Genomic DNA, 26424 nt, shown 5'->3' with positions numbered 1-26424 from the left:
TGGAAGGATAGTGTATGATGGAGGGACAGGTGAGTTTTTTGAGGACAGGAGCTTACTTGAGCAGTACGGTATAGATGTTCCCGGGTGCCCGGAATAGGAGATTTACTATGATACGAGATATTACAATAGGACAATATTACAGTGGCAATTCTGTGATACATAGAATGGATCCGAGAACAAAGCTTGCAATAACATTTCTATATGCCATATCGCTGTTTCTTTGCAAGGACTGGATCATGATACTTGCCGCAACGGCATTCCTCTGTATATATGTGGCGGTGAGCAGGGTGCCGATAACATACATTTGCAGGGGACTGAAGGTCATATGGATGTTTATTCTGTTTACAGCAATATTCAGCGTGTTCAACGGGGACGGACGGGTACTTTGGAGCTGGCACAGACTTCGCATAACAGATAACAGTGTGATGACTACGGTGCTTGTGGTTATACGCCTTGTATACCTCATAATAGGCTCATCTGTCATGACGTACACTACAAGACCGATGAATCTGGCAAATGGACTGGAGAGCAGTCTGGGATTCTTGAAGAAAATAAAGGTTCCGGTGTCTGATATGGCCATGATGCTTATGATCGCATTGCGATTTATCCCGATATTTATGGAGGAGCTGGATAAGATCATGAAGGCACAGCTTTCCAGAGGTGCGGACTTCGAGAGTGGCAATATATTCAAGAGGATAAAGAGTTATGTACCTGTATTTGTACCATTATTTGTATCGGCGATAAGAAGGGCCACAGATCTTGCCCAGGCCATGGATGCCAGATGTTTTGACGGCAGCGAAGGCAGGAGCCGCATGAATCCGTTAAAATACAGTGGAACAGACTATGTAAGTTATGCTATAGTGTTGGTGTATCTGGGATGCATGATAGTATACAGATGTGTGATGTAGGAAATCCTGCAATCTTATTTCGGGATACATGCGCACTTCGGGATCAAAAGTCGTTTGTATATAGATTTGTTTTAAACATTACAGAGTCAATGACGATCGGGCTTGATTAAGAATTGGAGCGTAATTCAGATACATCGATAATATAGAAAAGGATACGGATGTGTCAGATACATCCCTAGTATGAATATGAAGAGAGTAAAATTGATCGTAGCCTACGATGGAACAAATTATTGTGGATGGCAGGTTCAGATAAATGGAATAACGGTTGAGGAAGTCCTGAATAAGACACTCAGCGAGCTTTGTCATGAGGATATAAAGGTTATAGGAGCCAGCAGAACGGATTCCGGAGTGCACGCCCTAGGAAATGTGGCGGTATTTGATACTGAATCAGGGATACCAGGAGAAAAGTTTTCATTTGCGCTTAATCAGCGGCTCCCGGAAGACATAAGGATACAGGAGTCATGCCAGGTGGCTGACGATTTTCATCCGAGATATTGTGACACGATCAAGATATATGAATACAAGATATTAAACAGAAGATTTGATATGCCGACGGAGCGTCTTTACTCGACATTCGTCTATTATCCACTTGATATAGATAAGATGAAGCGGGCTGCGGCAGTACTGGTTGGGGAGCATGATTTCAAGAGCTTCTGTTCATCAAGGTCTCAGGTGGAGAATACAGTCCGTACAATAACAGATATAACCATAGACAAGGCGGGCGACATGATACATATAAGGATCAGCGGCAATGGTTTCTTGTACAATATGGTCCGCATCATAGTGGGAACTTTGATGAAGATAGGTCTTGGAATCTGGCCGGAGGACTGTATGGAGTCAATACTTGCGGCGAAGGATAGGACGAAAGCAGGGCCGAAAGCCGAGGCCAAGGGGCTTACTCTTGTGGAGATAAAATATCTGTAAACGTAAACGGCTGCAAACGTATAATATCTGCCGGGATAAGATAAAATTGCTGATAATGTGTTGGCAGTTTACAAAACAGCGTGGTTATATTTTGTATATAATAACTTGAAATAAGGCTACTGCAATCCCACTGGCTTTAGACGGTGGGGAGTTCACATAATCTAGAAATAAGAATAAAAAGTGGAAAACATCTAGCAAAACAGTGAAAAATAAATGAAAAACATTGTCTGAAATGCACAAAAAATAATGAAAATAAGAGCCAATCATGTTATAATTACATTGAAATGCTGCTACATGACGGATATGTCAGGAATTGTTTCGAAGTGTTCGGAATATTTCAAGGTGTTTCAATGAAGATAACATGATTGTTTTTTTTATTTTGATTTTAGGAGGGCAAACAATGGCAAGATTTACGTTACCAAGAGATCTGTATCACGGAAAAGGTGCTTTGGAGGCACTCAAGACATTCAAGGGTAAGAGAGCAATGGTCTGTGTCGGAGGCGGATCCATGAAGAGATTTGGATTCCTGGACAGGGCAGTTCAGTACCTTGAGGAAGCTGGAATGGAAGTTAAGTTATTTGAGGGAATTGAGCCAGATCCTTCGGTTGAGACAGTTATGAAGGGTGCAGCAGCCATGCTTGAATTTGAGCCTGACTGGATAGTGGCCATCGGCGGTGGTTCACCTATAGATGCAGCAAAGGCTATGTGGATAAAGTATGAGTATCCTGATGCGACATTTGAGGATATGTGTAAGGTATTTGGAATCCCTGAACTTAGAAAGAAAGCTCATTTCTGCGCTATTTCTTCAACATCGGGAACTGCAACAGAGGTTACAGCGTTCTCGATCATCACAGATTACGAGAAGGGAATCAAGTATCCTATTGCAGATTTCGAGATCACACCAGATGTTGCGATCGTTGATCCTGAGCTCGCAGAGACCATGCCACAGAAACTGGTTGCACATACCGGTATGGATGCCATGACACATGCAATCGAGGCTTATGTATCGACAGCAAACTGCGATTTTACTGATCCTCTGGCACTTCATGCCATCAAGATGATACAGAATGATCTGGTTGGATCATATAACGGAGACATGGAGAAGCGAGACGCAATGCACAATGCACAGTGTCTTGCAGGTATGGCATTCTCCAATGCGCTTCTCGGAATAGTTCATTCGATGGCTCACAAGACCGGAGCAGCATTTGCTGACTATGGCGCACATATCATCCACGGAGCAGCAAATGCGATGTATCTCCCGAAGGTTATCGCTTTCAATGCAAAGGATGAGACCGCAAAGGTTCGTTACGGAGAGATAGCGGACTTCATGGGACTTGGCGGTGAGACACTCGACGAGAAGGTAGACCTTCTTATTGCGTATCTGCGCAAGATGAATGACGAGCTGAACATTCCTCATTGTATCAAGAATTACGGACCTGACAGCTATCCATGTGAGCAGGGCTTTGTTCCGGAGGACGTATTCCTTGAGAGACTTCCTGAGATCGCTGCAAATGCGATACTTGATGCATGTACAGGCTCCAACCCAAGACAGCCAAGCCAGGAGGAGATGGAGAAGCTGCTGAAGTGCTGCTACTATGACACAGAGGTGGATTTCTAAATAAAAGATAGTATTTACAGACAGAAGAATGAATGATAATATGGTATCCGGCGGTGCACATGTATCGCCGGATATTTTTGTTGAAAAAATAGTTGACAACAAAATGTAATTATAATATACTTGCAAAGTATGCGAAGTTTATAAGTGTGTTTCGAACCAATGCCCCGGTAAGGAATGTGCTGAATATACATTAGTAAAGAAGATTATAAAAGAATAATTTAGGAGGTACCACGATGAAGAGCTTTATGGCAAGCCCATCAACAATAGAGAGAAAGTGGTATGTAGTTGACGCTACAGGACATACTTTAGGTCGTCTTGCATCAGAGATCGCAAGCATTTTAAGAGGAAAGAACAAGCCAACATATACACCACACATTGATACAGGTGATTATGTAATAGTAGTAAACGCTGACAAGATCCAGGTAACTGGTAAGAAGTTAGATCAGAAGGTATACTACAACCACTCAGATTATGTAGGTGGTATGAAAGAGACAACTCTTCGTGAGAAGATGGCTAAGAAGCCAGAGGATGTTATCTACCTTGCAGTTAAGGGAATGCTTCCAAAGGGACCACTTGGCAGAGAGATGATCACAAAGCTTCACGTATACGTTGGTGCAGATCACAAGCATCAGGCACAGAAGCCAGAAGTATTAGAGATTAAGTACTAAGAAGGAGGAGATTAACAGATGGCTAAGACAACAAAGTTCTATGGAACAGGAAGAAGAAAAAGCAGTATCGCCAGAGTTTACATCACTCCAGGTACTGGTAAGATCGTTATAAACAAGAAGGATATGGATGAGTACTTTGGCCTTGATACACTCAAGGTTATCGTAAAGCAGCCACTCGTTGCTACAGGCACAGAGGGTAAGTACGATGTACTCGTTAACGTATGTGGTGGTGGTTTCACAGGTCAGGCTGGAGCTATCAGACATGGTATTTCAAGAGCACTCCTTGAGGTTGATGCTGAGTACAGACCAATCCTTAAGAAGGCTGGATACCTTACAAGAGATCCAAGAATGAAGGAGAGAAAGAAGTACGGTCTCAAGGCCGCTCGTCGTGCTCCACAGTTCTCAAAGAGATAATTATATATCATTTCAGATATATCAAGAACCCGCAGAAGTCCAACGCTTTTGTGGGTTCTTTTTTTCAGAACTTTTGAGATTCAGATTAGGAGGAACAAAAGATATGGTGACATTATTGTCGAAGTTGTGGATCAAATCAGATAATTATAAGGATAGCAAGGTGAGGGAGAAATATGGTGTTCTTTGCGGAGCTGTTGGTATATTTTTGAATGTATTATTGTTCCTGGGAAAATTCTTCGCTGGATTACTTTCGGGGGCTATCTCGATCACGGCGGATGCGTTCAACAATTTATCAGATGCAGGAAGCTCGTTGATATCTATGATAGGCTTTAAGTTATCTGGCAGAAAACCGGACCCGGATCATCCGTTTGGACATGGAAGAATAGAGTATATATCAGGCTTATTTGTAGCAGTCATGATCATATTGATGGCCTACGAGCTTATTAAAGATTCAATCGGAAAGATCCTACATCCGGAACTTCCCAAATTCAGCAGTCTAGTTGCCGTTATACTCGTTGTTTCAATTGGAGTAAAGATATATATGTATTTCTACAACAGGAGTATAGGCAGAAAGATAGAGAGTGCGACCATGATAGCGACGGCAAAAGACAGTTTATCTGATACATTTTCCACAATGGTTGTTCTTGCATCTGCACTTGCTGCTCATTTCTGGAAAATACCTATAGATGGATATTGCGGGTTATTGGTGGGCGTAATGATACTCATAGCTGGCATCACTGCAATGAAGGATACGGTCAGCCCCTTGCTTGGTCAGGCACCGGAACCAGAGCTTGTGGACGAGATCGAGAAGATCGTGAGGTGTGATAAAAGGATCCTTGGTATTCATGATCTTGTGGTCCATGATTATGGACCTGGCAGACTTATGGTCAGCTTGCACGCAGAAGTTCCTTATAAGGAAGATATTCTTGAACTGCATGATCTGATCGATCAGATAGAATTCTCTCTCAGAAAAGAACTAAATTGTGAGCCTGTCATTCACATGGACCCGATAGTAGATGACGATGAGGAGACAAATGCTGCGAAAGCGCGGATCACTGAAATTATAGAATCACTTAATAAGGATAGCAGAAAAAATGAAAATGTTCAGTTTCACGACTTTAGAATGGTAAAGGGTTCAACACATTCCAATCTGATTTTTGATGTGGTTTTGCCACATGGATATCAAATGTCAGAAGAACAGATAATATCCTATATCAAGGAAAAAGTTAGTGAGTACAATAAAAATTACTATTGTGTGATACATATTGACAGAGCGTATGTAAAATAATTCCAGATGGTGAGCATCCTGATCACAGAAGAGTAAGACCTTCTGTGGTTATTATTATTACATAATATATTTACATGTTTTTTCATAATCTTAGATTTGACTTTACCATGATAAACTGTTACTATGTTACCGTGTTGTGCCCTAATAGGGCTGTATATCATGCAGATGCCCAGTGTAGTGTGTTTCATGCATCTGCCAAGTATATTTAAGTATATTTCAGGAGGAAAAAAGTATGAAAAAGTTATTATCACTGCTCTTAGTGGCAGCAATGGGACTTTCACTGGTTGGATGTGGCGGATCTGATAACGGATCTAAGAGTGAGTCAAAGAGTGATCTGGAGTATGTAAAGAATAAGGGAACTCTCGTTGTCGGCGTTACAGACTTCGCACCGATGGATTACAAGGATGAGTCAGGCAACTGGATCGGATTTGACGCGGATATGGCATCAGCATTTGCAGAGAGCCTTGGGGTAAAGGCAGAGTTCGTAGAGATAGATTGGGACAACAAGATCATGGAGCTTGACGGCAAGACCATCGACTGTGTATGGAATGGTATGACACTTACAGATGAGGTTACAAGCTCAATGGCATGTTCAGATGCATACTGCAACAATGCTCAGGTAGTTATCGTGCCAAATGATAAGGCAGACAAGTATCAGACAGTAGACAGCATCAAGGAGCTTACATTTGCTGTAGAGGCAGGAAGCGCAGGCGAGGATCAGGCCAAGGCGCTTGGTCTCAACTATACAGCGGTAAAGGCACAGGCAGATGCACTCATGGAAGTTGCAGCTGGAACATCAGATGCAGCAATCATTGATTCGCTTATGGCAGCAGCTATGGTTGGTGAGGGAACAGGTTATGACAAGCTCACATATACCGTAGGTCTCAACAGCGAGGAGTATGGCGTTGGCTTCAGAAAGGACTCAGATCTTGTAGCTGAGCTCAACAAGTTCTTTGCAGACAGTAAGGCTGACGGTTCAATGGAGAAGTGTGCTGAGACATATAAGGTACAGGCTGCACTTGCAAAGTAATAGATAAGATATAATTAGTATTTTTACCATCACTTAGAGAGAAAAATTATTATGGATTTGTTTTTTGAACAGCTCCCGGTCGTACTTGGAGCTCTTAATACAGGATTTATACAGACATTAAAATTGTTCTTCGTGACATTGCTCGGTGCATTTCCACTTGGACTTCTCATAGCACTCGGTTCCATGTCAAAGTTTAAACCGCTCAGCTATCTTATGAAGTTCATTGTATGGATAGTGAGAGGTACACCACTTATGATACAGCTGCTCATCATATATTATTTCCCGGGACTTGTATTCCACAACCCGGTATGGGGCGGCGGCGAAGGCGGAAGATTTGTAGCGGCATCGGTGTCATTCATAGTGAACTATGCCTGCTATTTCTCAGAGATTTACCGTGGAGGTATTCAGGGTATTCCTGTAGGACAGGAGGAGGCCGGACTTGTGCTTGGCATGACTCCAAAGCAGATATTCTTCAAGGTCAAGCTTTTGCAGATGATAAAGAAGATAGTTCCGGCGATGTCCAACGAGATCATAACTCTGGTCAAGGATACGTCCCTTGCCCGTATCATCGCACTTCAGGAGATAATCTGGGCAGGACAGGCATTCATGAAGGGTTCACAGGGAATCTCTGGTGCGATATGGCCACTCTTCTTCTGCGCATTCTACTATCTGATATGGAATGGCGTACTCACAGTTTTACTTGGCAAATTAGAGAAGAAACTTGATTTTTTTAGATAGGAGGAGCCGCAATGAACGCAGTTCATACTCGGAATCGGCTCCGACGACCTGCCCCGCTGCGGAGCAGAGGGGCGATACAGATTAATAGGAGGAGCAGCTATGGCTATATTAGAGGTTGAACATATAAAAAAGAAGTTTGGCAAGACAGATGTGCTCAAGGATATAAGCTTTTCTCTGGAGCAGGGCGAGGTCCTTTCTATCATAGGATCATCAGGAAGTGGAAAGACAACACTTCTTCGCTGTCTGAACTTTCTGGAGATGCCGGACAATGGAGTTATCCGTGTAAATGATGAGATCCTGCTTGACACTGACAAGCCGGAGACACTCAAGGAGTCGGAGGTGCGCAAGAAGAGACTGCATTTTGGACTTGTGTTCCAGTCATTTAATCTCTTTCCACAGTACACTGCGCTTCAGAACGTAATGCTTGCAAGAGAGCTTCTTGCAAAGGAGAGACCGGATTTCAAAGTAAATAAGAAGAATATACTCGATGAGATAAGAGTTCAGGCAGAGGAACTTCTACGCCAGATGGGACTTGAGGACAGAATGAACAACTATCCTCACCAGCTTTCAGGCGGACAGTGCCAGCGAGTTGCTATAGCAAGGGCGCTTGCGTTGCAGCCGGACATCCTGTGTTTCGATGAACCTACATCGGCTCTTGATCCGGAGCTCACAGGAGAGGTACTTAAGGTTCTCAGAAACCTTGCAGACAAAAAGACAACCATGATAATTGTTACCCATGAGATGGCATTTGCAAAGGATGTTGCAAGTCAGGTCATATTCATGGATGATGGATACATACTTGAGCAGGGAAGACCTGACCAGGTATTTGACAATCCGAAGATGGAGAGGACAAAGCAATTTCTTTCATCATATTCATAAAAGATGTATAAGATCCCGGTGTATCGAAAAAATGATGCACCGGGATTTTCTGTTTATATAAAAAATAATCACTAAAAATCTGAAAAACCGTCTGAAACTATACTATACAAAATTTACAAAACAATAATAAGAAACAAGGCAGCAATTCTCCCCCATATATAAATGAAATAAGAAACATAGGCATGGCAGATAGGGATGCCATCTACCCCATGCACAAAAAAACAAGAAAATGACATATCGGAGGTCTACCCAGAGGGATAAAAAAATCTACCCAGACGTTGAGTAAAAAAAGGTCAGTGTGTACTATTGGATATACCGTACGGAATACAAAGCATGACATTAAAAATTTGTTTTACAGGAGGAGAACATTATGCCATTAACAAGAAAAACAACAGGTGTAGAAAAAACAAAAAGAGAAACAGGAAGTATTGATAAGGTCAGAATAAATGATGGTCGTGTACAGGTACTGACCAGCGAGGGTAAAATATATGTTTTTGATAAACGAGAGGTATGCACTGTTACAAATATATCACTCAGTGTAATTGAAAGACCGGTAAATGCCAGCTTTGAGAATTCAGGGTATGGGACATCGACCAATGCTATCCGTTTTCAGAGATACCCGATAGTGGAATTTGTCAATCTTGCGCCGGAAACAGTGAAGAACTATATGAAGTCAATATTGATGGAGTCCGTCCTGGATCTGTCTGACGTTAAGGTGATGCATTCATATAAGTGGGGGGACAATGAGCCGCATCTCTATATGCCAGATGATTGGGACGATGGAAGAATATATGCTAAACTGAGCGATGAAGAAGCAGACAAAGCCGATGAATATGACATAGACTATGTGGAAGATGGATATGAGGACGATTGGTATGAAGAGGAAGGGGATGAGAATGAGTAGGAGAAATGTGATCTCATGATTGAAATGTGATACAGTTTTTCCAATGCAGTGATGACACAGAGAAAACAATAAAGTATAGTAGAAGCAGCAAAGACACTAAATGCCGCTTGCCCAATATCAGACGGGCAGGCAGAATTTGGTGTCTTTTTTGATGGAGGACAGAAGCATGCTTAAAACAATGGAACAATAAATTCGGCAATGCGTTCTACCTCATGTCACATGAAAACATATCAGCAATCCATTCCCATAGCCATGGCTTTGGTGGTCTGTGTCTCTCCCCTGGGATGATGTGGTGGGGCGTATATGGATGAGAGTTTCAGTGGATTATTGCCGATGTTGATGATGTTGTGCCATGTGCCGGCTGGTATACAGACGCATTCTCCTGCACAAAGATTCTGACGGAAGCACAGTTCGTTTGGGCAGCAGCCCATTCTGACTGAACACTGTCCCTGTTCGATCCGGATGATCTGATCGGTATTATCATGGATTTCCAAACCTACATCTGAGCAGGCAGGTATACACATGACTGTCATCTGCATGAAACAGCCGGTCCACACGGTTTCGCGGTAATTGTGGTTCTGTAACGCTTTATCCCGGAGGTCTATAGTGCAGATGTTGTCACGACAGTCAGGTCTGTTCGGAGAACAATGGTTGTTGCATTTCATAGGATAGTCCTTTTAGATTTAATAGTTCTATTTATAGTATTCAGAAAGGATAGAATATGACAAAAATTATACATTTTTATGTAACCTGGATTGTGAGCTATGTGAAAAAATGCAAAAAGTGATAAAAAAATTGAAAATAGTATTGACATTTTGTACATAAACAACTAATATAAGATATATCAAATGGAAACGGTTCCAAAAACGTTTCCGAAAAAACAAAGTAACCATTAAGCAGCTCGTATAAGAGATGACTGAAGGAAAAATTTTTATTATTTTATGGGAGGAACCAATATGAACAAGAAAGGTATTGCAGCACTTGGACTGTCACTTATGATGGCAGGTACCATGTTGACAGGATGTGGCTCAGGAGATTCAGATGGAGCAGGAAAGAAGGCAGATGCAAAGGGCTCTGTATATTATCTGAACTTCAAGCCGGAGCAGGATGCACAGTGGCAGGAGCTTGCTAAGGTGTACACAGAAGAGACAGGCGTTGATGTTACGGTAGTTACAGCAGCTTCTGGTCAGTATGAGACTACTCTTAAGAGTGAGATGGGTAAGTCAGAATCACCTACCCTGTTCCAGGTAAATGGACCGGTTGGTCTTGCTTCCTGGAAGGACTATTGTTATGATCTTGGATCATCACAGGTGTATAAAGAACTCACATCTGAGGACTTTGCACTTAAGGATGGCGATAAGGTCGCAGGAATCGGATATGTTATAGAGTCATACGGAATCATTTACAACAAAGAGCTTTTAAGCAAAGCTGGATACACAGAGGATGATATCAAATCATTTGCAGACCTCAAGAAGGTGGCAGAGGATATAACAGCTAACTCAGACAAATTAGGATTCTCAGCATTTACATCAGCTGGAATGGACGGATCATCAGATTGGAGATTCAAGACACATCTTGCAAATCTTCCAATCTACTATGAATACAAGGCTGATGGAATCGATACTACAGATGCGATCAAGGGTACATATCTTGATAATTACAGAAATGTATGGGATCTGTACATCAACAACTCAACAACCGATCCAAAGCAGCTCAGCACAAAGACTGGTGATGATGCGGTTGCAGAGTTTGTTTCAGGACAGGCAGTATTTTATCAGAATGGTACATGGGCATACTCAGATGTATCATCACTTGGCGATGACAACCTCGGAATGCTCCCTATCTATATCGGAGTAGATGGTGAGGAGAATCAGGGACTCTGTACAGGAAGTGAGAATTACTGGTGTGTAAATGCTAAGGCTTCAGAGGAAGATATCCAGGCAACTCTTGACTTCATGGAGTGGTGTGCTACAGATGATGTCGCACTTAAGGCAATCTGTGGTTCAGAGGGTGCTATGCCATCAGGAGCTGATGGAATGGGATTTGTAACACCATTCAAGAAGAACATTGAGTCAACAAACCTTCTTGTAAACATTGCAAATGAGTATGTAGCAGAGGGCAAGACACCTGTAAGCTGGAACTTCACAACAATGCCATCAGAGCAGTGGAAGAACGACCTCGGATCAGCACTTACAACATATGCGGCAGATCAGACAGATGCCAACTGGGATCTTGTAAAGAGCGCATTTGTAGACGGATGGGCTAAAGAGGCTGCTGCAGCAAAGTCAAAATAAAACATATTAACAAATAAACAATAGTACACAACCCCAAAATAAAAAAACATCACAAAATAAACCCAACTTAAAATATGAATAAAGTCCTGCAAGCTGCAGGACACCAGGAAGGCTAACAGCTTTGCAAAGGCAGCTCATACCCGGAGGTGCCAGACTAGAGATGGATATGTATTCATATGCAAATATGTCTACATATCCATTTTTAGACTCAAAAGATATTGGAAAGAAAATTGATATGCAACAGAGTGGAGGTTATCAAAAAAATTATGGAGAAAACGATAAAAAGATATTGGCCGGTGTTTCTGATACCGACAATGGCTGCGTTTGTTATAGGATTTATCGTGCCATTTGCCGAGGGAATATATCTGTCCTTCTGTAAGTTCACGACCATAAGGGACGCTGAATTTGTAGGATTACAGAATTATATAGACGCATTCAAGGACGCAACATTCCCGGATGCATTTAAGTTTACAACATTATTTGCGATTGTCACACTTGTGCTTATAAATGTTCTTGCATTTCTTGTGGCACTGGCACTTACACAGAAAATCAAAGGAACTAATATATTCAGAACGATATTCTTTATGCCGAATCTTATAGGTGGTATCGTACTTGGATATGTATGGCAGCTTATATTTGATGCCATATTCTCAAAGTTTGACACAGCCCTGAAACTCAATGAAGTCCTCGGTTTCTGGGGACTGGTTATACTTGTGTGCTGGCAGCAGATAGGATATATGATGATCGTTTATATTGCAGGACTTCAGGCAATACCTGAAGACATTCAGGAAGCGGCCATGATTGATGGCGCAAATAGAACACAGAGACTTTTCAGAGTTACGATCCCGAACATGATGCCATCCATAACTATATGTACATTTCTCACAATAACCAACTCGTTCAAACTGTTTGACCAGAACCTGGCACTCACAGGAGGCGAGCCTCTTCATAAGACAGAGATGCTTGCGCTCAATATATATGAGACGTTTTATGGAAGAGTAGGATATGAGGGAGTAGGTCAGGCCAAGGCAGTCATATTCTTTATACTGGTAGTAGTGATAGGACTCATACAGCTTAAGCTTACAAGATCAAAGGAGGTGCAGCAGTAATGGCGAAGATACAGAAAACAGCAAATACAGCGGATAAAAAGCCTGTATACAGAGTGAAAGAAAAACCGACGGCTATGGGAATTCTGGCTACTTTATTCTTTACCATTATTTCCATAATATTTGTTTCACCGATAATAATCGTAATTATAAACTCTCTGAAAGCCAAGACGTTTATCAGTCTGGAGACATTTGAACTGCCAAATGAGCACAGCTACATAGGCCTGGACAATTATAAAACGGCTATAACACAGTATGATTTCATTAAGGCAGTGGGCTGGACAGTTGTGATAACGGTTCTCTCAGTAGCAGCAATTCTGCTGTTCTGCTCTATGACAGCCTGGTATATAACCAGAGTCAAGAATATAGCGACAAAGATCATATATCTGCTCTGCGTGTTCTCTATGGTAATACCTTTCCAGATGGTTATGTTTACTTTGGCTGGAACTGCGGATGCACTTCACCTTACTACTCCATGGGGAATCGTGATCGTGTATCTTGGATTTGGAACAGGTCTTGCAGTATTCATGTTCTGCGGATTTATCAAGTCCATTCCTTTGGAGGTCGAGGAGGCTGCGATGATAGATGGATGTACGCCACTCAAGACATTTTTCAGGGTTGTTATCCCTATCATGAAACCTACTTACATATCTGTAGGAATACTTGAGGCTATGTGGATATGGAATGATTTCCTTCTGCCATATCTGGTACTCGACATCAAGAAATACAAGACGATATCTATAGTTGTCCAGTATATGAAGGGCAGCTACGGAAGAGTAGATATGGGAGCGATCATGGCGTGCCTTGTTATGGCTATCATTCCGGTTGTTGTATTCTACCTCTGTGCACAGAAGTACATCATCAAGGGTGTTGCAGCTGGTGCCGTAAAGGGATAGTAATATAATATCATTAAATGTAAAAATAACAGGCGGTTGTGAGATTCGCAGCCGCCTGAAATTGGTTAAAAGGAGAGATTTCAGATGGAAAGATCAGCAGGAATACTGCTTGCTATATCAAGCCTCCCGTCAAAGTATGGAATTGGCAGCTTCTCAAAAGAGGCATATCGTTTCGTTGACTGGCTTAGGTCTGCACACCAGAGTTACTGGCAGATACTTCCCATGGGTCCCACCGGGTATGGGGATTCGCCGTATCAGTCATTTTCGACATTTGCTGGAAATCCATATTTTATAGATCTTGATACACTTGTGGATCAGGGACTGCTCACAGACCGCGAGTGCAGAGAGATAGACTGGGGAGATGATGACAGATACGTTGATTATAGCAAAATTTATAATGGAAGATACAGTCTCCTCAGGAAAGCATATGAGAGATGGAAAATGACTGACAGCATGGAGTTTTCCATGTTCATGGATGAGAACAAAGAGTGGATATATGATTATTCACTATTTATGGCTGTAAAGGATTCGCTTGGTGGAATTCCGTGGACAGAGTGGCCGCAGGATATAAGAAACAGGCAGCCTGATGCGGTGCAGCAGATGCAGATTGAGCTTGCGGATGAGATACATTTTCAGCAGTACATGCAGTATTTGTTTTATACTCAGTGGAATGCGCTGAAGAGCTATGCCAACAAGAACCATATAAGGATCATAGGAGATATCCCAATCTATGTAGCTATGGACAGCGCAGATGTATGGGCACACCCGGAGCTTTTCAGGCTTGATGAGGACAGGCGACCATACGAGGTTGCCGGATGTCCGCCTGATGGGTTTTCGGAGACCGGACAGCTGTGGGGAAACCCAATATATGACTGGGAGCTGAACAGGCAGACCGGTTACAGCTGGTGGATAGCCAGAATGAGACATAGCTATAAGCTTTATGATGTAGTCCGGATTGATCATTTCAGAGGCTTTGATGAATATTATGCCATTCCATATGGTGAGGAAACAGCTGTGAATGGCAAGTGGAAAAAGGGCCCAGGGATGGATCTGTTTAGGAATATAGAAAAAGCTCTGGGTAAGAGAGATGTCATTGCCGAGGATCTTGGTTTTGTGACTGATTCGGTCAGAAAGCTTGTGCATGATTCCGGATTTCCGGGAATGAAGGTTGTGGAGTTTGCCTTTGATGTGAGAGACACCGGGGCGGCATCTGATTATCTTCCACATAATTACATACGAAATTGTGTTGTATATACGGGAACCCATGACAATGAGACACTTATTGGCTGGTGGAGCAGTATAGATCAGAGATCCAGAGACATGGCAAGGGATTATATGGCAGCTCATTATACACCGGACCGTCTGATCAATGTCCCATTTATCACGCTTGCTATGAGAAGTATTGCAGATCTTTGTATTATACCGATGCAGGATTATTTGGGGCTAGACAATAAATCGAGGATGAATAAGCCATCCACAGTTGGCGATAACTGGAGGTGGCGCATGATATCCGACGATACGGATGATGATCTTGCAGAGGAAATAGGCAGACTTACACTGATGACCGGGAGAAGCAAGATGTGAAAAAGTACTCTCTAAAAATATTTACCGGGAAATGATAAGTAGAGTATTTTCTTGACCTCCACATATTGGGATAATATAATTATTGGGAATAAAAGAGAAAAGTGGGATACAGCTTATGACAATAAAGGATATTGCACGTATATCAGGTTATGGTATCGGAACCGTGTCCAGGGTGATCAACAATCAGACCGGAGTCAGCGATGCAGCCAGAGAGAAGATACTCAGGGTTATAGAGGAAAACGGCTTTGAGCCGAACGTCAACGCAAAGCTCCTCAAAATGTCAGCGAAATCGGCGGTGGTTGTCATCATAAAAGGAAACCAGAATATGTTGTTTGCGGATATAGTAGAGCGGATACAGAACCTGCTTGCTGGATATGATGAGGATGTCATAGTGGAGTACATAGACGAGGATGGTGACGAGATCGAGTATGCCATCAAACTCACTCATAGCGTGAATCCGAAGGGAATCATGTTTTTGGGTGCCAATCTTGCACTTTTTGATGAGCGTGTGAAAGAGTTTGAGATTCCGGGAGTCATAATCACGACCGGCGGAGAGATTCTTGCAAATGACAACATATCCTCCATAACGATAGATGACACGGCAGCGACATACGATATGACAAGGTATCTTCTTGAAAAAGGCCACAGGCGCATCGGAGTCATAGGAGGGCAGGTGTCCGAGAAACAGATAAGTTTCAATAGATATGAAGGCTGCAAGAGGGCTATAGATGAGTGGCAGCATGATGACCGGGCGGAGTTTACATATATTCCGTGCAGGTATTCTATGAAGGCAGGTTATGAGGCCACGAAGCGTCTCTTGGAGGAACAGCCGGAGGTTACAGCAATCATGGCTCTCAGTGATACGATAGCGATCGGCGTCATGAGAGCGGCTGCTGATCTGGGCAAACATATTCCGGAGGAGCTGTCAGTTACTGGATTTGATGGAATAGAGCTGGCAGGATACTGTGTACCAAGACTTACAACAATAAAACAGAATAAAGAGATCATGGCATCGAGAAGTGTTGACATCATGCTCAAGCATATAAATTATGCAGCAGCTGGTGAACATGAGATAGTGCCATATTCCCTGATAGAGGGAGAAAGCGTTAAGAGCATCGGCTAGGATTCAGGGAAAATCTTTTTAATTAAGTTTGAATTCGTCTTATACTGGTATATTATATATCAGTATAGGGCGATTTTTTTATGAGATAAAAGTTCGGTAAGGCTCTGAGATTCGTATAGCGTATTTATCACAGTTTGGAGATGAGAAGATGGATCAGAATATAGAATCGGAAATATTAGAAAAACACAAACTATGTAAAGTGCTTAAGGTGTTTAAGATTGTTTCTTTTATAGGAATATTTGCGCCATTTGTTGCGTTTATGGTGGTATCTAGAAATGGCTATGAATTAGACTCTGCTTGGCTGCTGATTCCGGCTTTGTTTGTAGGCGGATTTTTCCTGTTCTCATATATGGAGACAAATAAACTTAAAGACCTCAAGGAACTCATGGGACAGTATGTTGTACGGAGTGTCCTTGGAGAGCGCTTTCATGTGATTGAATACATGCCAAATGGATATACAAATGAGGCATTTTTACATAATTGTCCGATTCTTCCTTCATTTAATAATATGGATGGTTCTGACTTTATACATGGAATATACAGGGGAGTAGAATTTACATTCAGTGATCTCACACTCAGAACGGAAACAAAGGGTTCACCGGACGGCGAGTTTCCTGGCGATAATGTTGTCAATTTTAAAGGTCAGCTCATAACGGCTACTTCCCATAAGAATGTTAATGGTTTTGTACATATCCAGGAGAGAATTAGTCGAAGAATGAAAAATGAAAAGAAAAGTGGCATATTATCAAGTGTATTGAGTTCTGGGGATTCATGTAACAGTTTTATGACGGGCAACGCGTCATTTGATAACAGGTTCGATATATATGCCTCTGACAGCCAGCTTGCTTTGAGGGTATTGACGCCACAGCTTATGCAGGGACTTATGGGACTTGAAGGATTTATGGAGATACAGATCGCTGGCAATATGGTGGCAGTAGCGATAAAGAATGACAGAGATTTATTTGAACTTAGTAACAATGGCAGGGATAATGGTGACATGGAGGAGTATCGTCAGAAATTTAGGGATGAACTTTCCGATATTTTGAAAGTTATTGATGTCTTTGGTATGAATACAGATCTTTTTCAGTAGTTGGTTAAATGATAGAATGTTTATATACAGTGAGAATGTGTTAAATGTAGGAAATAACCGGAAAGATCATAGGATACGATACCCTGACCGGCAGGACAAAATTGCCGGGATATGCACAACCCACAGTGGAATACATCGATCCATACAGCGGTGAGCCGGATTCTTATATGGTAAATCAGGAGATAAACAGAAAGAAACATCCTATCGGTAGCGAGTATAAACTTTTATACTCTAGGGAAAAGAGAACGGCCTATGAGAAGAAGTCAAACAAGGTGTACAGGGAGATGGAGGTTTGCTTTTTCGGACTGGCTGCCGATTACTAATAAATATATTGTAAACCATGCTGGTCCTATGCTAATATAGATATGTTTGCGAAAATGACAAATTTTTATCACTTCAGGAGGAAAACAATGGGTGGATTTTTTGGAGTAGCGGCAAAAGATGACTGTGTGTTTGATCTGTTCTTTGGAATAGACTATCATTCACATCTTGGAACAAGACGCGGAGGCATGACAGTGTATGGAGATAAGGGATTTGACAGATCCATACACAATATCGAGAATGCTCCATTTAGAACAAAGTTCGACAAAGATATGCAGAACATGAAGGGCTATTTTGGAATAGGATGTATATCCGATTATGAGCCACAGCCACTCATAGTGCGTTCACATCACGGAACATATGCTCTGACAACTGTCAGCAAGATCAACAATGTTGACGAGATATCCAAGGAGATATTTGATCAGGGACATTCACATTTCCTTGAGATGAGCGGAGGGGATATCAACAGCACAGAGCTTGTGGCAGCCCTCATCAACCAGAAGGATAATCTGATAGATGGAATAAGATATGCGCTGGAGAAGATAGACGGTTCTCTGTCACTCCTGCTCATGAACCAGAATGGAATATATGCAGCCAGGGATATGCATGGAAGAACTCCTGTGGTCATAGGCAAGAAGGATGGTGCATTCTGTGCGTCATTTGAGAACTTTGCCTACAAGAACCTTGGCTATCATGACTATAAAGAACTCGGCCCTGGTGAGGTTGTCGTACTCACACCGTCCAACTGCGTGACGCTTGTGCAGCCGGGCAAGGACATGAAGATATGTACATTCCTGTGGGTATACTATGGTTACCCTGCAAGTTCATACGAGGGTATGAGCGTAGAGCAGATGAGATACAACTGCGGAGCCAGCATGGCAAAGAGAGATAACGTTAAGCCTGATATCGTAGCCGGAGTTCCGGATTCAGGAACAGCGCATGCAGTCGGCTATGCAAATGAGTCTGGAATACCTTTCTCAAGACCATTTATCAAGTACACACCGACATGGCCACGTTCATTTATGCCGACCATACAGAGCCAGCGTAATCTCATAGCCAAGATGAAGCTTCTGGCAGTTGAGGATCTTATAAAGGATAAGAGCCTTCTGCTCATAGACGATTCCATCGTGCGTGGAACACAGCTCAGAGAGACAACCGAGTATCTGTTTGACAGCGGTGCCAAGGAAGTGCACATCAGACCTGCATGTCCACCACTTGTATACGGATGTAAATACCTTAACTTCTCAAGATCATCATCAGAGATGGATCTTATAACAAGAAGAGTTATCGAGAGACTTGAGAACGGAAATGTGACAGATGAGGTACTTCAGGAGTACACAGATCCTGATTCAGAGAAGTATGAGAAGATGGTTGATGAGATCTGCAAGGAGCTGCATTTCACATCACTCAGATTCAACAGACTTGACGATATGCTTGAGGCGTGCGGAGTTGAGAAGTGCAAGCTCTGTACATACTGCTGGGATGGCAAGGAGTAAGCTGCGGATGACGGCGATGCCATATGCAGCAGACAGTAGCATATATAAAAATAGCTTATTTGTAATACTAAGAAAAATGGTGACAGGGATATGGCATTAGAAAACTCAAAAGAAACTTCAAATGAAATCACAATAGAAGAGATACAGGAACTGGATAAGGATTCATATCTGATAGTTGACATCAGGGATGAAGTTGAGATATCCCACGGAGCAATCCCGGGTGCGATGGCAGTCCAGACGGACAAGCTGATGCCGGAGAATCTGGCGGAGACAGCCAGTGAGATATTCCCGGTTGAGAAATATATGCCCGGGGACAACTCAAAGGGAAAGAAACTCATAATCTGCTGCACCCACGGAACCAACAGCATTCCGCTGGCGGAGAGACTTACGGAGCTGGGATACGATGCGGTGAGCCTCAAAGGCGGATATATATCATGGCTGCTCTACACCATGGGCAAGCAGGAACAGACTGATATATGTGCCGACGTTGAGAAGAGCCTCCGCAAGAAGTTCCACAAGAAGATATGGTGCAACTTCACAAAGGCCATCAACAGATATGAGCTGGTGAAGGAGGGCGACAGGATAGCCGTATGTATATCGGGCGGCAAGGATTCCTTCCTCATGGCAAAGTGTTTTCAGGAGCTGAAAAGGCACAACAAGTTCCCATTTGAGCTCAAGTTCATAGTTATGGATCCGGGTTACAGCCCGGCAAACCGCAAGGTCATAGAGGATAATGCCAGGATGCTGAACATCCCTATCCAGATATTTGAGTCTGATATATTTGATTCAGTGTATAACGTAGAGAAGTCGCCGTGTTATCTCTGTGCAAGAATGAGACGAGGCCATCTGTACAGCTATGCGAAGGAGCTTGGCTGTAACAAGATAGCTCTTGGACACCACTACGATGATGTCATAGAGACCATACTCATGGGTATGCTCTATGGAGCGCAGATGCAGACCATGATGCCGAAGCTCCACAGCACCAATTTTGAGGGAATGGAACTAATCAGACCTCTCTATATGGTGAGAGAGGACGACATCAAGGCGTGGAGAGATTACAACGAGCTTCATTTCATACAGTGCGCATGTAAGTTCACTGACACATGCACAACATGTAACAATGAGGAGACGAAGTCCAAGCGTCAGGAGATCAAGCAGCTTATAGCGACACTCAAGAAGACAAATCCGTTTGTGGAGGGCAACATATTCAAGAGTGTGGAGAATGTCAATATCGATACCCTTATAGAGTACAAGCAGGGAGGCGTGAGACACAGCTTTCTTGATACCTACGATGAGAAGAGCGGTAAGACAGAATAGATAAAAACAGCATTTGAGAGCCGTTATTTACATTTGGCAGATGTAAGTGACGGCTTTTAATGTTATTTTCATAAAAGCATGGCAATATATATCTGTTCAGCGATCGTGCAGCGATATACTGTAGTGGCCAACAGATGAAAATGACAGGGAGGATGGATGTATGCGTGTACTTGTAGTTGAGGATGAGAAGGATCTGAACAGCATAATATGCAGTAAGCTGGTCAAAGAGGGCTATAATGTGGATGCCTGTTATGACGGACAGGCGGCACTTGATTATATGGAAGCGGAGAATTACGACGGGGCGATCATGGATATAATGATCCCGAACAAGGACGGAATAACAGTCCTGCGCGAGATGAGAAATGCGGGGATACAGGTTCCTGTGCTTTTCCTCACGGCCAAGACGGAGACACAGGATATAGTCAGGGGACTGGATGCCGGAGCCAGCGATTATATGACAAAGCCATTTGAGTTCTCGGAGCTTATGGCAAGACTCAGGGTCATGCTGAGAACCCAGAATCCGGTAAATGAGAATGTGATAACCTGTGGTTCACTGGTGGTCGACATGAACAACAGACAGGCGATCAGGGATGGAAAGGTAATTGATCTCACGGTCAGGGAGTATGCTATCCTTGAGTACCTAGCCAGAAACAGAAATGTGGTAGTAACTAGGGAACAGATACGGGTGAACATCTGGAACATAGATGACGAAGTCAATTCAAATGTGATAGATGTGTATATCCGTTATCTGAGAAGGAAGATAGACGATAATTATGAGGAGAAGCTGATCCATACTATAAGAGGTGTCGGCTATAAACTGGAATGTTAAAGAGAAAAATATCATTTGTAACATACACTATTATAATTACAGCGCTTATTCTGGTGGTGGGTATATCTTGTCTGCTGGTCATCCAGAACAATCTTATGAAGGATGATATGAACCTGATGGCTTATAAGAAGCTGACACAGGAGGTAGCCCAGATCAGACGATACATAGTGTATGATTCACAGAAGAAGCCACATATAGATGATGGATTTTACGACCGTGAAGACGATCCGGACAGTAATGAGCAGATATATGTGTTCCTTCAGGGAAATGACGGCGAGATCCTTGACGGCGAGGTGCCTGAGGAATATGCGGATAATCCGGATATAAGCATAAGAGATCTTATGCATATAGATGCAGGGAAGGTCAAGTATTTTGCGGTCGTCAGGCAGGGAAGAACAGACAAAGAGCCGCTGAAGAAGACTTCTAAATACAAGATCTGTGTCATGGTATCCGTCAGGGATATAGAGAGCAATTACAGTGAACTGTTATATAAATCATACTGTGTTATTGGAATCGTGCTGATAGCATTTGTGATATATGCATTTGCTTTGAGGAAACTGGTAGCAGTTCCAATGGGAAGCCTGAACCGTTCGATAGATAAGAGCGTGGACAATCTTGATTTTACAGAGAATCTGGAGTATGACGGTCCGTTCAAAGAGCTTGATATGCTGACCGATGCGAATAACAACCTGTACAGAAAAGTCCATCAGGAGCTTGAGAGACAGGCTGAGTTCAATGCAAATGTATCCCATGAGCTGAGAACACCTGTAGCAGTCATGCATGCCCAGTGTCAGCTTTCCAGGGAGATCGCGGAGAAGAATGGCGATGAGGAGATGCTTGAGAGCATAGAGGTATTCGAGAGACAGACCTCACGTATGAAGGGGCTCATAGAACAGCTTCTTCAGATGTCGGTCATGGACAATGAAAACGCAGTCATAGCGGTTGAGGATGTAGATCTGCTGGATGTGGTGGAGTCTGTGTGCGATGATGTGGAGTACATCTGTAAGAAGAATCTTAAGTTTACCTACGACCTGAAGCCGACGATGGTCAAAGCGAATATGAACCATATAGTTATCGTCGTGAACAATCTGATGTCAAATGCGGTGAAGTACAGCAATGATGGAGGTAATATCCATGTGTCCTGCGGTGTGAAAAATGACAGCTATTTTATCTCGGTCAGGGATGAGGGCCGGGGAATGGATAAGAGCACAAAGGAAAAGATATTTGAGAGTTTTTACAGAGGTGAGCCGGATAGAAGTGCGGAGGGTTTTGGCCTGGGGTTGTCACAGGTAATGCAGATCGCCAGATATTACGGCGGAATCGTGGATGTTGACAGTGAGCCCGGAAAAGGAAGCCTGTTTACATTTAAAATCCCGGTAAATGCAGAATAATGTCTGTGGATTTTAATATATATTAATTTTTTTAATGAAAGATTAATTTTAAATGTGTATAATTTAAAATCAGTGTTTTATTGAAAATAGGAGATATATTTATGAAAGAACGAAAGAGAATAGTACATTTACTGATCGGCCCATTGTTATTCGGGCTGTTTACGGCACTTTTGCCACACGGAGTATTCACGACATTTGAGTCAAGAGCAGCGATAGGAACCATCATGTGGATGGCGTACTGGTGGGTAACAGGCCCGGTGGACTATGCGGTAACTGCATTCCTCCCGATAGCCTTAAATGCGATATTTCAGATGACTGACATGTCGGCGGTCATTTCCAACTACGCAGACGAGACGATACTGCTTCTTCTGGGAGCTTCCATCATAAGCGTGATGTGGGAGAATACCGGGCTTGACAAGAGGATAGCCATTACATTCCTGAGACTTATCGGCAGCAGTTTGAGGATACAGCTTGTGTTCTGGTTTGTGTTGTCTGCAGTTCTGTCAGCGGTGCTTCCAAATGCAGTGGTATGTGCGACGATCACACCTATAGCGATCGCCATGCTCAAGTATATAGGAATGGACGACATCAAGACAAACAAGACTGCATCAAAGATACTTCTCACGATAGCATATGCAACCGGACTCGGTGGTCTGGCATCGCCGCTCGGAGGTGCGATGAATCTTGTGACGGTCGAATATATACAGCAGATAACAGGCGAGGAGTACATGTACTCTTCGTGGGTCGTGAGATTCCTGCCTATCATGCTCATACTTGTGCTTGTAAATATCCTGTTCATGATCCGTGATGTGAAGAAGACAGAGATGCTTGGCGGTTCAAGGGAATACTTTGTAGCAAAATACAAGGAGCTTCCTCCTATGAGCTACGAGGAGAAGATAGCACTTGTGTTATTTGTTCTTGCCACGGTGCTTGCATTTACCAGACAGCTCTACCAGAGCATACTTCCGGGACTCAAGCCGGCGTATGTATTTATCATATGCGCCATAGTATCATTCCTTCTCACCAACAAGAACGGAGAGCGTATTATGGTGTGGAAGAATGTTCAGGGTAAGATCATCTGGGGACTTATGTATATATTTGCCGGTGGACTTGCCGCCGGAACACTCATCAACAAATCCGGTGCTGCAGAGGCACTTGGTGAGTGTATATCAAAGCTTGATATGAAGGGCGGATTTATCACAGTGTTCGTGATACTTGCCGTTACACTTCTCATGTCGGATGTGACATCCAACACAGCCACGGCTGCGGTAGCCATGCCGCTGGTAATATCCATCACACAGGGCTGCGGACTCAATCCGATACCGTACATATATGTGGCATCTGTGGGAGTCAACCTGTCATACATGCTTCCGACATCCATCAGGGCGATACCGGTTGGATACGGCCTGTCGCCAAAGTATATGTTCAAAGAGGGCTGGAAGATAACTCTGCTGGTTCTGGCGGTCATGTCAGTAGCATGTGCGCTGCTGTTAAAATACTGGCCGGCGTTTAGCAGTGTATAAATAATTTTTACTTGTAGAAGAGGGAGAGGACATGTCAGTAGTAACTTATACATTTATAGTTTTTTTATTGTGTACAATAGTGCTATACTACATAGTTCCAAAGAAGATACAGTGGGTGATACTGCTCCTTGCGAGTCTTGTGTTCTACGGATATGCCGGGATAGAGTACTTGTTTCTGGTCATTGCCACGGCTGTTGTCGTGTATCTGTTCTCACTGAGGCTGCAGAAGAGTCTGGACGAGCAGGAGGAGCTGGCAAAGGATGCGGACAGAAGAACCGCACGAAAGATCAAGGCTGCTGAGAAGGCGAAGAGAAAGAAGTTCCTTGTGTGGGCACTTGTCATAGTTATCGGTGTTCTGGCGGTGTTCAAGGCATTTGGCTTTGTGCTCGACAATATAAAGAGATTCATACCATACGACGGATTGCAGAGCATTCCTGACTGGAATCTCATAGCACCTTTGGGAATATCATTTTACTCATTCATGATGATCTCATATCTCGTGGATCTGTATAACGGACGAATATCAGCGCAGAAGAATTTCTTCAGATACCTGTCATATGTGCTTTATTTCCCACATGTTACCCAGGGACCTATAGCCAGATATGAGGAAGTAGGATATCAGCTCTGGGAGGAGCACAGCTTCAATATGGACACTATCATGAGAGGTGTCTGGCTCATGCTTTGGGGATTTGTGAAGAAGATCGTTATAGCTGACAGGATAGGAGCTTTTACAAAAGAGATATTTGGGCATACATTTGATTATCATGGCGGAATATTCCTGGCAGTGGGAATCGCATATTCCATCCAGATATACTGCGATTTCTCAGGATGTATGGACATAGTAAGGGGCACTTCAGAGTGCTTCGGCATCGTTCTGGGAGAGAACTTCAGAAGACCATACTTTTCACAGACACTTCCTGAGTTCTGGAGAAGATGGCATTTGTCACTGGGTGCATTCTTCAGAGAATATGTATTCTACCCGGTGTCAACATCAAAGCTGTTCCTCAAGCTCAATGTCAAGATAAGAGATCACCTAGGAAATGTGATAGGAAAGGTATTTGCAGCGAGCATACCTATCCTGTGTGTGTGGGTGCTGACCGGTCTCTGGCACGGCGCAAAGTGGAATTATATAGCATGGGGCTTGTATCACGGAGTGCTGATATGCATGTCGACACTTTTTGAGGAACCGCTGGCAAAGCTTACAAAGGCGCTCAGGATAAAGACTGACTGCATAAGCTGGGAGATATTCAGAATGCTCAGAACATTCATCCTCTGTGTCATCGGACGTCTTATATTTATGGGACAGGGAATCCGAAGCTCGATCTGGATGATCCGTTCCATGGTTTTTGATCACTCAAGGGTGTATAATATTGTGGATGAATTTTCACTTTCAGGAAGAGAGTGGAGAGTTTTGATATTTGGATGCCTTCTCCTTCTTGCTGTGTCTATCGCGCAGGAGATCATGGAGAGAAGAGGCAGCACAGGCGATGTCAGAGAATGGCTTGCAAAGCAGAACATAGTATTCAAATGGCTGGTCATGGCAGCAGGTCTGGCATTCATTGCCATATGCGGAGTATACGGCTCTGGTGCGGGCGCATCATTTATATATGAACAGTTCTAATGAGAAGGGAGAAAGATATGCCAGCGTGGATAAAATATACAATATCAGTATTTTCGATATGTACAGTGCTTTTCCTTGGCTTGAACAAGGCGGGAGAACTGGCGAGACCACAGGATTTTGACTCTGATGTGTGGACAAACTACTATGCGGAGGAGGATAACACCATCAATACGGTGCTCATCGGCTCCAGCTCGATGTACAGATACTGGATACCGACTCAGGCGTATGAGGAGCAGGGGTACACATCGATGCTCATAGGTACTGCGGCTCAGGATATAAGACTTGCGCCGTATCTCATGGAAGAGGCTGCAAAGACCCAGGATCTGGATTTGTTTGTGGTTGAGGTCAGAAGTATTATCATACGAGGCGATGTCACAAAGATAAAGGATGAGCATTACAATTATCGTATGGAGGTCATGACATCGGGCATGAGACCATCATCGACGAAGTTTGAGATGATAC

24 protein-coding genes and 1 pseudogene are annotated in these 26424 nt (G+C 43.1%); 24 read left to right on the top strand and 1 reads right to left on the bottom strand.

Annotation, left to right across the window (positions count from 1 at the left end):
* Window positions 1-107 precede the first annotated feature (107 nt).
* From ABUA34_RS08930 to ABUA34_RS08885, 10 genes are all read left to right on the top strand, one after another.
* The gene (locus ABUA34_RS08930) at window positions 108-908 is read left to right on the top strand and encodes an energy-coupling factor transporter transmembrane component T family protein (protein WP_015533803.1); all 801 of its coding nucleotides are present in this window, start codon (window positions 108-110) and stop codon (window positions 906-908) included.
* Window positions 909-1094: 186 nt separating this feature from the next.
* Complete coding sequence (gene truA, locus ABUA34_RS08925) at window positions 1095-1832, top strand: tRNA pseudouridine(38-40) synthase TruA (protein WP_349823182.1); 738 nt, start codon at window positions 1095-1097, stop codon at window positions 1830-1832.
* A 400-nt stretch (window positions 1833-2232) separates the two neighbouring features.
* Window positions 2233-3450: an iron-containing alcohol dehydrogenase gene (locus tag ABUA34_RS08920; protein WP_349823181.1), complete on the top strand. Its 1218-nt coding sequence runs from the start codon at window positions 2233-2235 to the stop codon at window positions 3448-3450.
* Window positions 3451-3683: 233 nt separating this feature from the next.
* Window positions 3684-4118 carry a 50S ribosomal protein L13 gene (rplM, locus tag ABUA34_RS08915; RefSeq protein ID WP_349823180.1) on the top strand — a complete coding sequence of 145 codons (435 nt, stop codon included), beginning with the start codon at window positions 3684-3686 and terminating at the stop codon, window positions 4116-4118.
* An 18-nt stretch (window positions 4119-4136) separates the two neighbouring features.
* Entirely contained in the window at window positions 4137-4532 is a 396-nt protein-coding gene (rpsI, locus tag ABUA34_RS08910) for a 30S ribosomal protein S9 (protein ID WP_004850181.1), read from the top strand.
* A gap of 103 nt (window positions 4533-4635) precedes the next feature.
* Entirely contained in the window at window positions 4636-5820 is a 1185-nt protein-coding gene (locus ABUA34_RS08905) for a cation diffusion facilitator family transporter (protein ID WP_349823179.1), read from the top strand.
* Between the two features lie 232 nt (window positions 5821-6052).
* Window positions 6053-6850, top strand: coding sequence for a transporter substrate-binding domain-containing protein (locus tag ABUA34_RS08900; protein WP_055223155.1), 798 nt, complete (start codon window positions 6053-6055; stop codon window positions 6848-6850).
* A 51-nt stretch (window positions 6851-6901) separates the two neighbouring features.
* Window positions 6902-7588 carry an amino acid ABC transporter permease gene (locus tag ABUA34_RS08895; protein ID WP_004850185.1) on the top strand — a complete coding sequence of 229 codons (687 nt, stop codon included), beginning with the start codon at window positions 6902-6904 and terminating at the stop codon, window positions 7586-7588.
* Window positions 7589-7687: 99 nt separating this feature from the next.
* Window positions 7688-8467 (top strand): amino acid ABC transporter ATP-binding protein, encoded by a 780-nt coding sequence (locus ABUA34_RS08890; RefSeq protein WP_004850188.1) that lies wholly within the window; start codon window positions 7688-7690, stop codon window positions 8465-8467.
* A gap of 370 nt (window positions 8468-8837) precedes the next feature.
* Window positions 8838-9371 carry a hypothetical protein gene (locus ABUA34_RS08885; protein ID WP_349823178.1) on the top strand — a complete coding sequence of 178 codons (534 nt, stop codon included), beginning with the start codon at window positions 8838-8840 and terminating at the stop codon, window positions 9369-9371.
* A gap of 230 nt (window positions 9372-9601) precedes the next feature.
* Here the strand turns inward: ABUA34_RS08885 and ABUA34_RS08880 are convergent, their stop codons facing one another.
* On the bottom strand, window positions 9602-10036 hold the full coding sequence (locus ABUA34_RS08880) for a cupin domain-containing protein (RefSeq protein WP_349823177.1): 435 nt from the start codon (window positions 10034-10036) through the stop codon (window positions 9602-9604).
* Window positions 10037-10327: 291 nt separating this feature from the next.
* Between ABUA34_RS08880 and ABUA34_RS08875 the strand changes: the two genes are divergently transcribed.
* The 14 genes and pseudogenes from ABUA34_RS08875 to ABUA34_RS08810 form a co-directional block, all read left to right on the top strand.
* Window positions 10328-11665: an ABC transporter substrate-binding protein gene (locus tag ABUA34_RS08875; RefSeq protein ID WP_022216659.1), complete on the top strand. Its 1338-nt coding sequence runs from the start codon at window positions 10328-10330 to the stop codon at window positions 11663-11665.
* A gap of 266 nt (window positions 11666-11931) precedes the next feature.
* On the top strand, window positions 11932-12774 hold the full coding sequence (locus tag ABUA34_RS08870) for a carbohydrate ABC transporter permease (protein WP_022216660.1): 843 nt from the start codon (window positions 11932-11934) through the stop codon (window positions 12772-12774).
* Window positions 12774-13667, top strand: a complete 894-nt coding sequence (locus ABUA34_RS08865; RefSeq protein ID WP_015533812.1) for a carbohydrate ABC transporter permease — start codon at window positions 12774-12776, stop codon at window positions 13665-13667. Before ABUA34_RS08870 ends, ABUA34_RS08865 begins: the two co-directional genes overlap by 1 nt.
* Window positions 13668-13751: 84 nt before the next feature.
* Window positions 13752-15251, top strand: coding sequence for a 4-alpha-glucanotransferase (malQ, locus tag ABUA34_RS08860; protein ID WP_349093400.1), 1500 nt, complete (start codon window positions 13752-13754; stop codon window positions 15249-15251).
* Window positions 15252-15366: 115 nt separating this feature from the next.
* Window positions 15367-16374 carry a LacI family DNA-binding transcriptional regulator gene (locus tag ABUA34_RS08855; RefSeq protein ID WP_243147883.1) on the top strand — a complete coding sequence of 336 codons (1008 nt, stop codon included), beginning with the start codon at window positions 15367-15369 and terminating at the stop codon, window positions 16372-16374.
* Window positions 16375-16522: 148 nt separating this feature from the next.
* The gene (locus ABUA34_RS08850) at window positions 16523-17464 is read left to right on the top strand and encodes a DUF3137 domain-containing protein (RefSeq protein ID WP_161172011.1); all 942 of its coding nucleotides are present in this window, start codon (window positions 16523-16525) and stop codon (window positions 17462-17464) included.
* Between the two features lie 125 nt (window positions 17465-17589).
* On the top strand, window positions 17590-17787 hold the full coding sequence (locus ABUA34_RS08845; RefSeq protein WP_161172010.1) for a hypothetical protein: 198 nt from the start codon (window positions 17590-17592) through the stop codon (window positions 17785-17787).
* 87 nt (window positions 17788-17874) lie between these two features.
* Entirely contained in the window at window positions 17875-19281 is a 1407-nt protein-coding gene (locus ABUA34_RS08840; protein WP_015533815.1) for an amidophosphoribosyltransferase, read from the top strand.
* Between the two features lie 90 nt (window positions 19282-19371).
* Window positions 19372-20598 carry a PP-loop family protein gene (locus ABUA34_RS08835; protein ID WP_118649698.1) on the top strand — a complete coding sequence of 409 codons (1227 nt, stop codon included), beginning with the start codon at window positions 19372-19374 and terminating at the stop codon, window positions 20596-20598.
* A gap of 160 nt (window positions 20599-20758) precedes the next feature.
* Window positions 20759-21427 (top strand): response regulator transcription factor, encoded by a 669-nt coding sequence (locus ABUA34_RS08830; protein ID WP_349823176.1) that lies wholly within the window; start codon window positions 20759-20761, stop codon window positions 21425-21427.
* Window positions 21421-22818, top strand: a complete 1398-nt coding sequence (locus ABUA34_RS08825) for a sensor histidine kinase (RefSeq protein ID WP_161172008.1) — start codon at window positions 21421-21423, stop codon at window positions 22816-22818. Before ABUA34_RS08830 ends, ABUA34_RS08825 begins: the two co-directional genes overlap by 7 nt.
* 101 nt (window positions 22819-22919) lie before the next feature.
* Window positions 22920-24341: an SLC13 family permease gene (locus ABUA34_RS08820; RefSeq protein WP_015533820.1), complete on the top strand. Its 1422-nt coding sequence runs from the start codon at window positions 22920-22922 to the stop codon at window positions 24339-24341.
* Between the two features lie 31 nt (window positions 24342-24372).
* Window positions 24373-25962, top strand: a complete 1590-nt coding sequence (locus ABUA34_RS08815) for an MBOAT family O-acyltransferase (protein ID WP_161172007.1) — start codon at window positions 24373-24375, stop codon at window positions 25960-25962.
* Between the two features lie 17 nt (window positions 25963-25979).
* A pseudogene (locus tag ABUA34_RS08810) lies at window positions 25980-26424 on the top strand (hypothetical protein); the annotation flags it as partial.

The organism is Coprococcus sp. RTP21428st1_C9_RTP21428_210409, assembly GCF_040227395.1.
GTDB classification, from domain to species: Bacteria; Bacillota; Clostridia; order Lachnospirales; family Lachnospiraceae; genus Coprococcus; species Coprococcus aceti.
This window is presented reverse-complemented; position numbering and strand designations above follow the sequence as displayed.

Excerpts from the sequence above, each read along its gene's own strand:
- ABUA34_RS08825 (WP_161172008.1), top strand. The coding sequence starts at position 21,421 with ATGTTAAAGAGAAAAATATCATTTGTAACATACACTATTATAATTACA.
- ABUA34_RS08870 (WP_022216660.1), top strand. The coding sequence starts at position 11,932 with ATGGAGAAAACGATAAAAAGATATTGGCCGGTGTTTCTGATACCGACA.
- rpsI (WP_004850181.1), top strand. The coding sequence starts at position 4,137 with ATGGCTAAGACAACAAAGTTCTATGGAACAGGAAGAAGAAAAAGCAGT.
- ABUA34_RS08905 (WP_349823179.1), top strand. The coding sequence starts at position 4,636 with ATGGTGACATTATTGTCGAAGTTGTGGATCAAATCAGATAATTATAAG.
- ABUA34_RS08820 (WP_015533820.1), top strand. The coding sequence starts at position 22,920 with ATGAAAGAACGAAAGAGAATAGTACATTTACTGATCGGCCCATTGTTA.
- ABUA34_RS08920 (WP_349823181.1), top strand. The coding sequence starts at position 2,233 with ATGGCAAGATTTACGTTACCAAGAGATCTGTATCACGGAAAAGGTGCT.
- ABUA34_RS08885 (WP_349823178.1), top strand. The coding sequence starts at position 8,838 with ATGCCATTAACAAGAAAAACAACAGGTGTAGAAAAAACAAAAAGAGAA.
- ABUA34_RS08855 (WP_243147883.1), top strand. The coding sequence starts at position 15,367 with ATGACAATAAAGGATATTGCACGTATATCAGGTTATGGTATCGGAACC.
- ABUA34_RS08895 (WP_004850185.1), top strand. The coding sequence starts at position 6,902 with ATGGATTTGTTTTTTGAACAGCTCCCGGTCGTACTTGGAGCTCTTAAT.
- ABUA34_RS08890 (WP_004850188.1), top strand. The coding sequence starts at position 7,688 with ATGGCTATATTAGAGGTTGAACATATAAAAAAGAAGTTTGGCAAGACA.
- ABUA34_RS08850 (WP_161172011.1), top strand. The coding sequence starts at position 16,523 with ATGGATCAGAATATAGAATCGGAAATATTAGAAAAACACAAACTATGT.
- malQ (WP_349093400.1), top strand. The coding sequence starts at position 13,752 with ATGGAAAGATCAGCAGGAATACTGCTTGCTATATCAAGCCTCCCGTCA.
- ABUA34_RS08880 (WP_349823177.1), bottom strand. The coding sequence starts at position 10,036 with ATGAAATGCAACAACCATTGTTCTCCGAACAGACCTGACTGTCGTGAC.
- ABUA34_RS08840 (WP_015533815.1), top strand. The coding sequence starts at position 17,875 with ATGGGTGGATTTTTTGGAGTAGCGGCAAAAGATGACTGTGTGTTTGAT.
- ABUA34_RS08815 (WP_161172007.1), top strand. The coding sequence starts at position 24,373 with ATGTCAGTAGTAACTTATACATTTATAGTTTTTTTATTGTGTACAATA.
- ABUA34_RS08830 (WP_349823176.1), top strand. The coding sequence starts at position 20,759 with ATGCGTGTACTTGTAGTTGAGGATGAGAAGGATCTGAACAGCATAATA.
- truA (WP_349823182.1), top strand. The coding sequence starts at position 1,095 with ATGAAGAGAGTAAAATTGATCGTAGCCTACGATGGAACAAATTATTGT.
- ABUA34_RS08930 (WP_015533803.1), top strand. The coding sequence starts at position 108 with ATGATACGAGATATTACAATAGGACAATATTACAGTGGCAATTCTGTG.
- ABUA34_RS08865 (WP_015533812.1), top strand. The coding sequence starts at position 12,774 with ATGGCGAAGATACAGAAAACAGCAAATACAGCGGATAAAAAGCCTGTA.
- ABUA34_RS08835 (WP_118649698.1), top strand. The coding sequence starts at position 19,372 with ATGGCATTAGAAAACTCAAAAGAAACTTCAAATGAAATCACAATAGAA.
- rplM (WP_349823180.1), top strand. The coding sequence starts at position 3,684 with ATGAAGAGCTTTATGGCAAGCCCATCAACAATAGAGAGAAAGTGGTAT.
- ABUA34_RS08875 (WP_022216659.1), top strand. The coding sequence starts at position 10,328 with ATGAACAAGAAAGGTATTGCAGCACTTGGACTGTCACTTATGATGGCA.
- ABUA34_RS08900 (WP_055223155.1), top strand. The coding sequence starts at position 6,053 with ATGAAAAAGTTATTATCACTGCTCTTAGTGGCAGCAATGGGACTTTCA.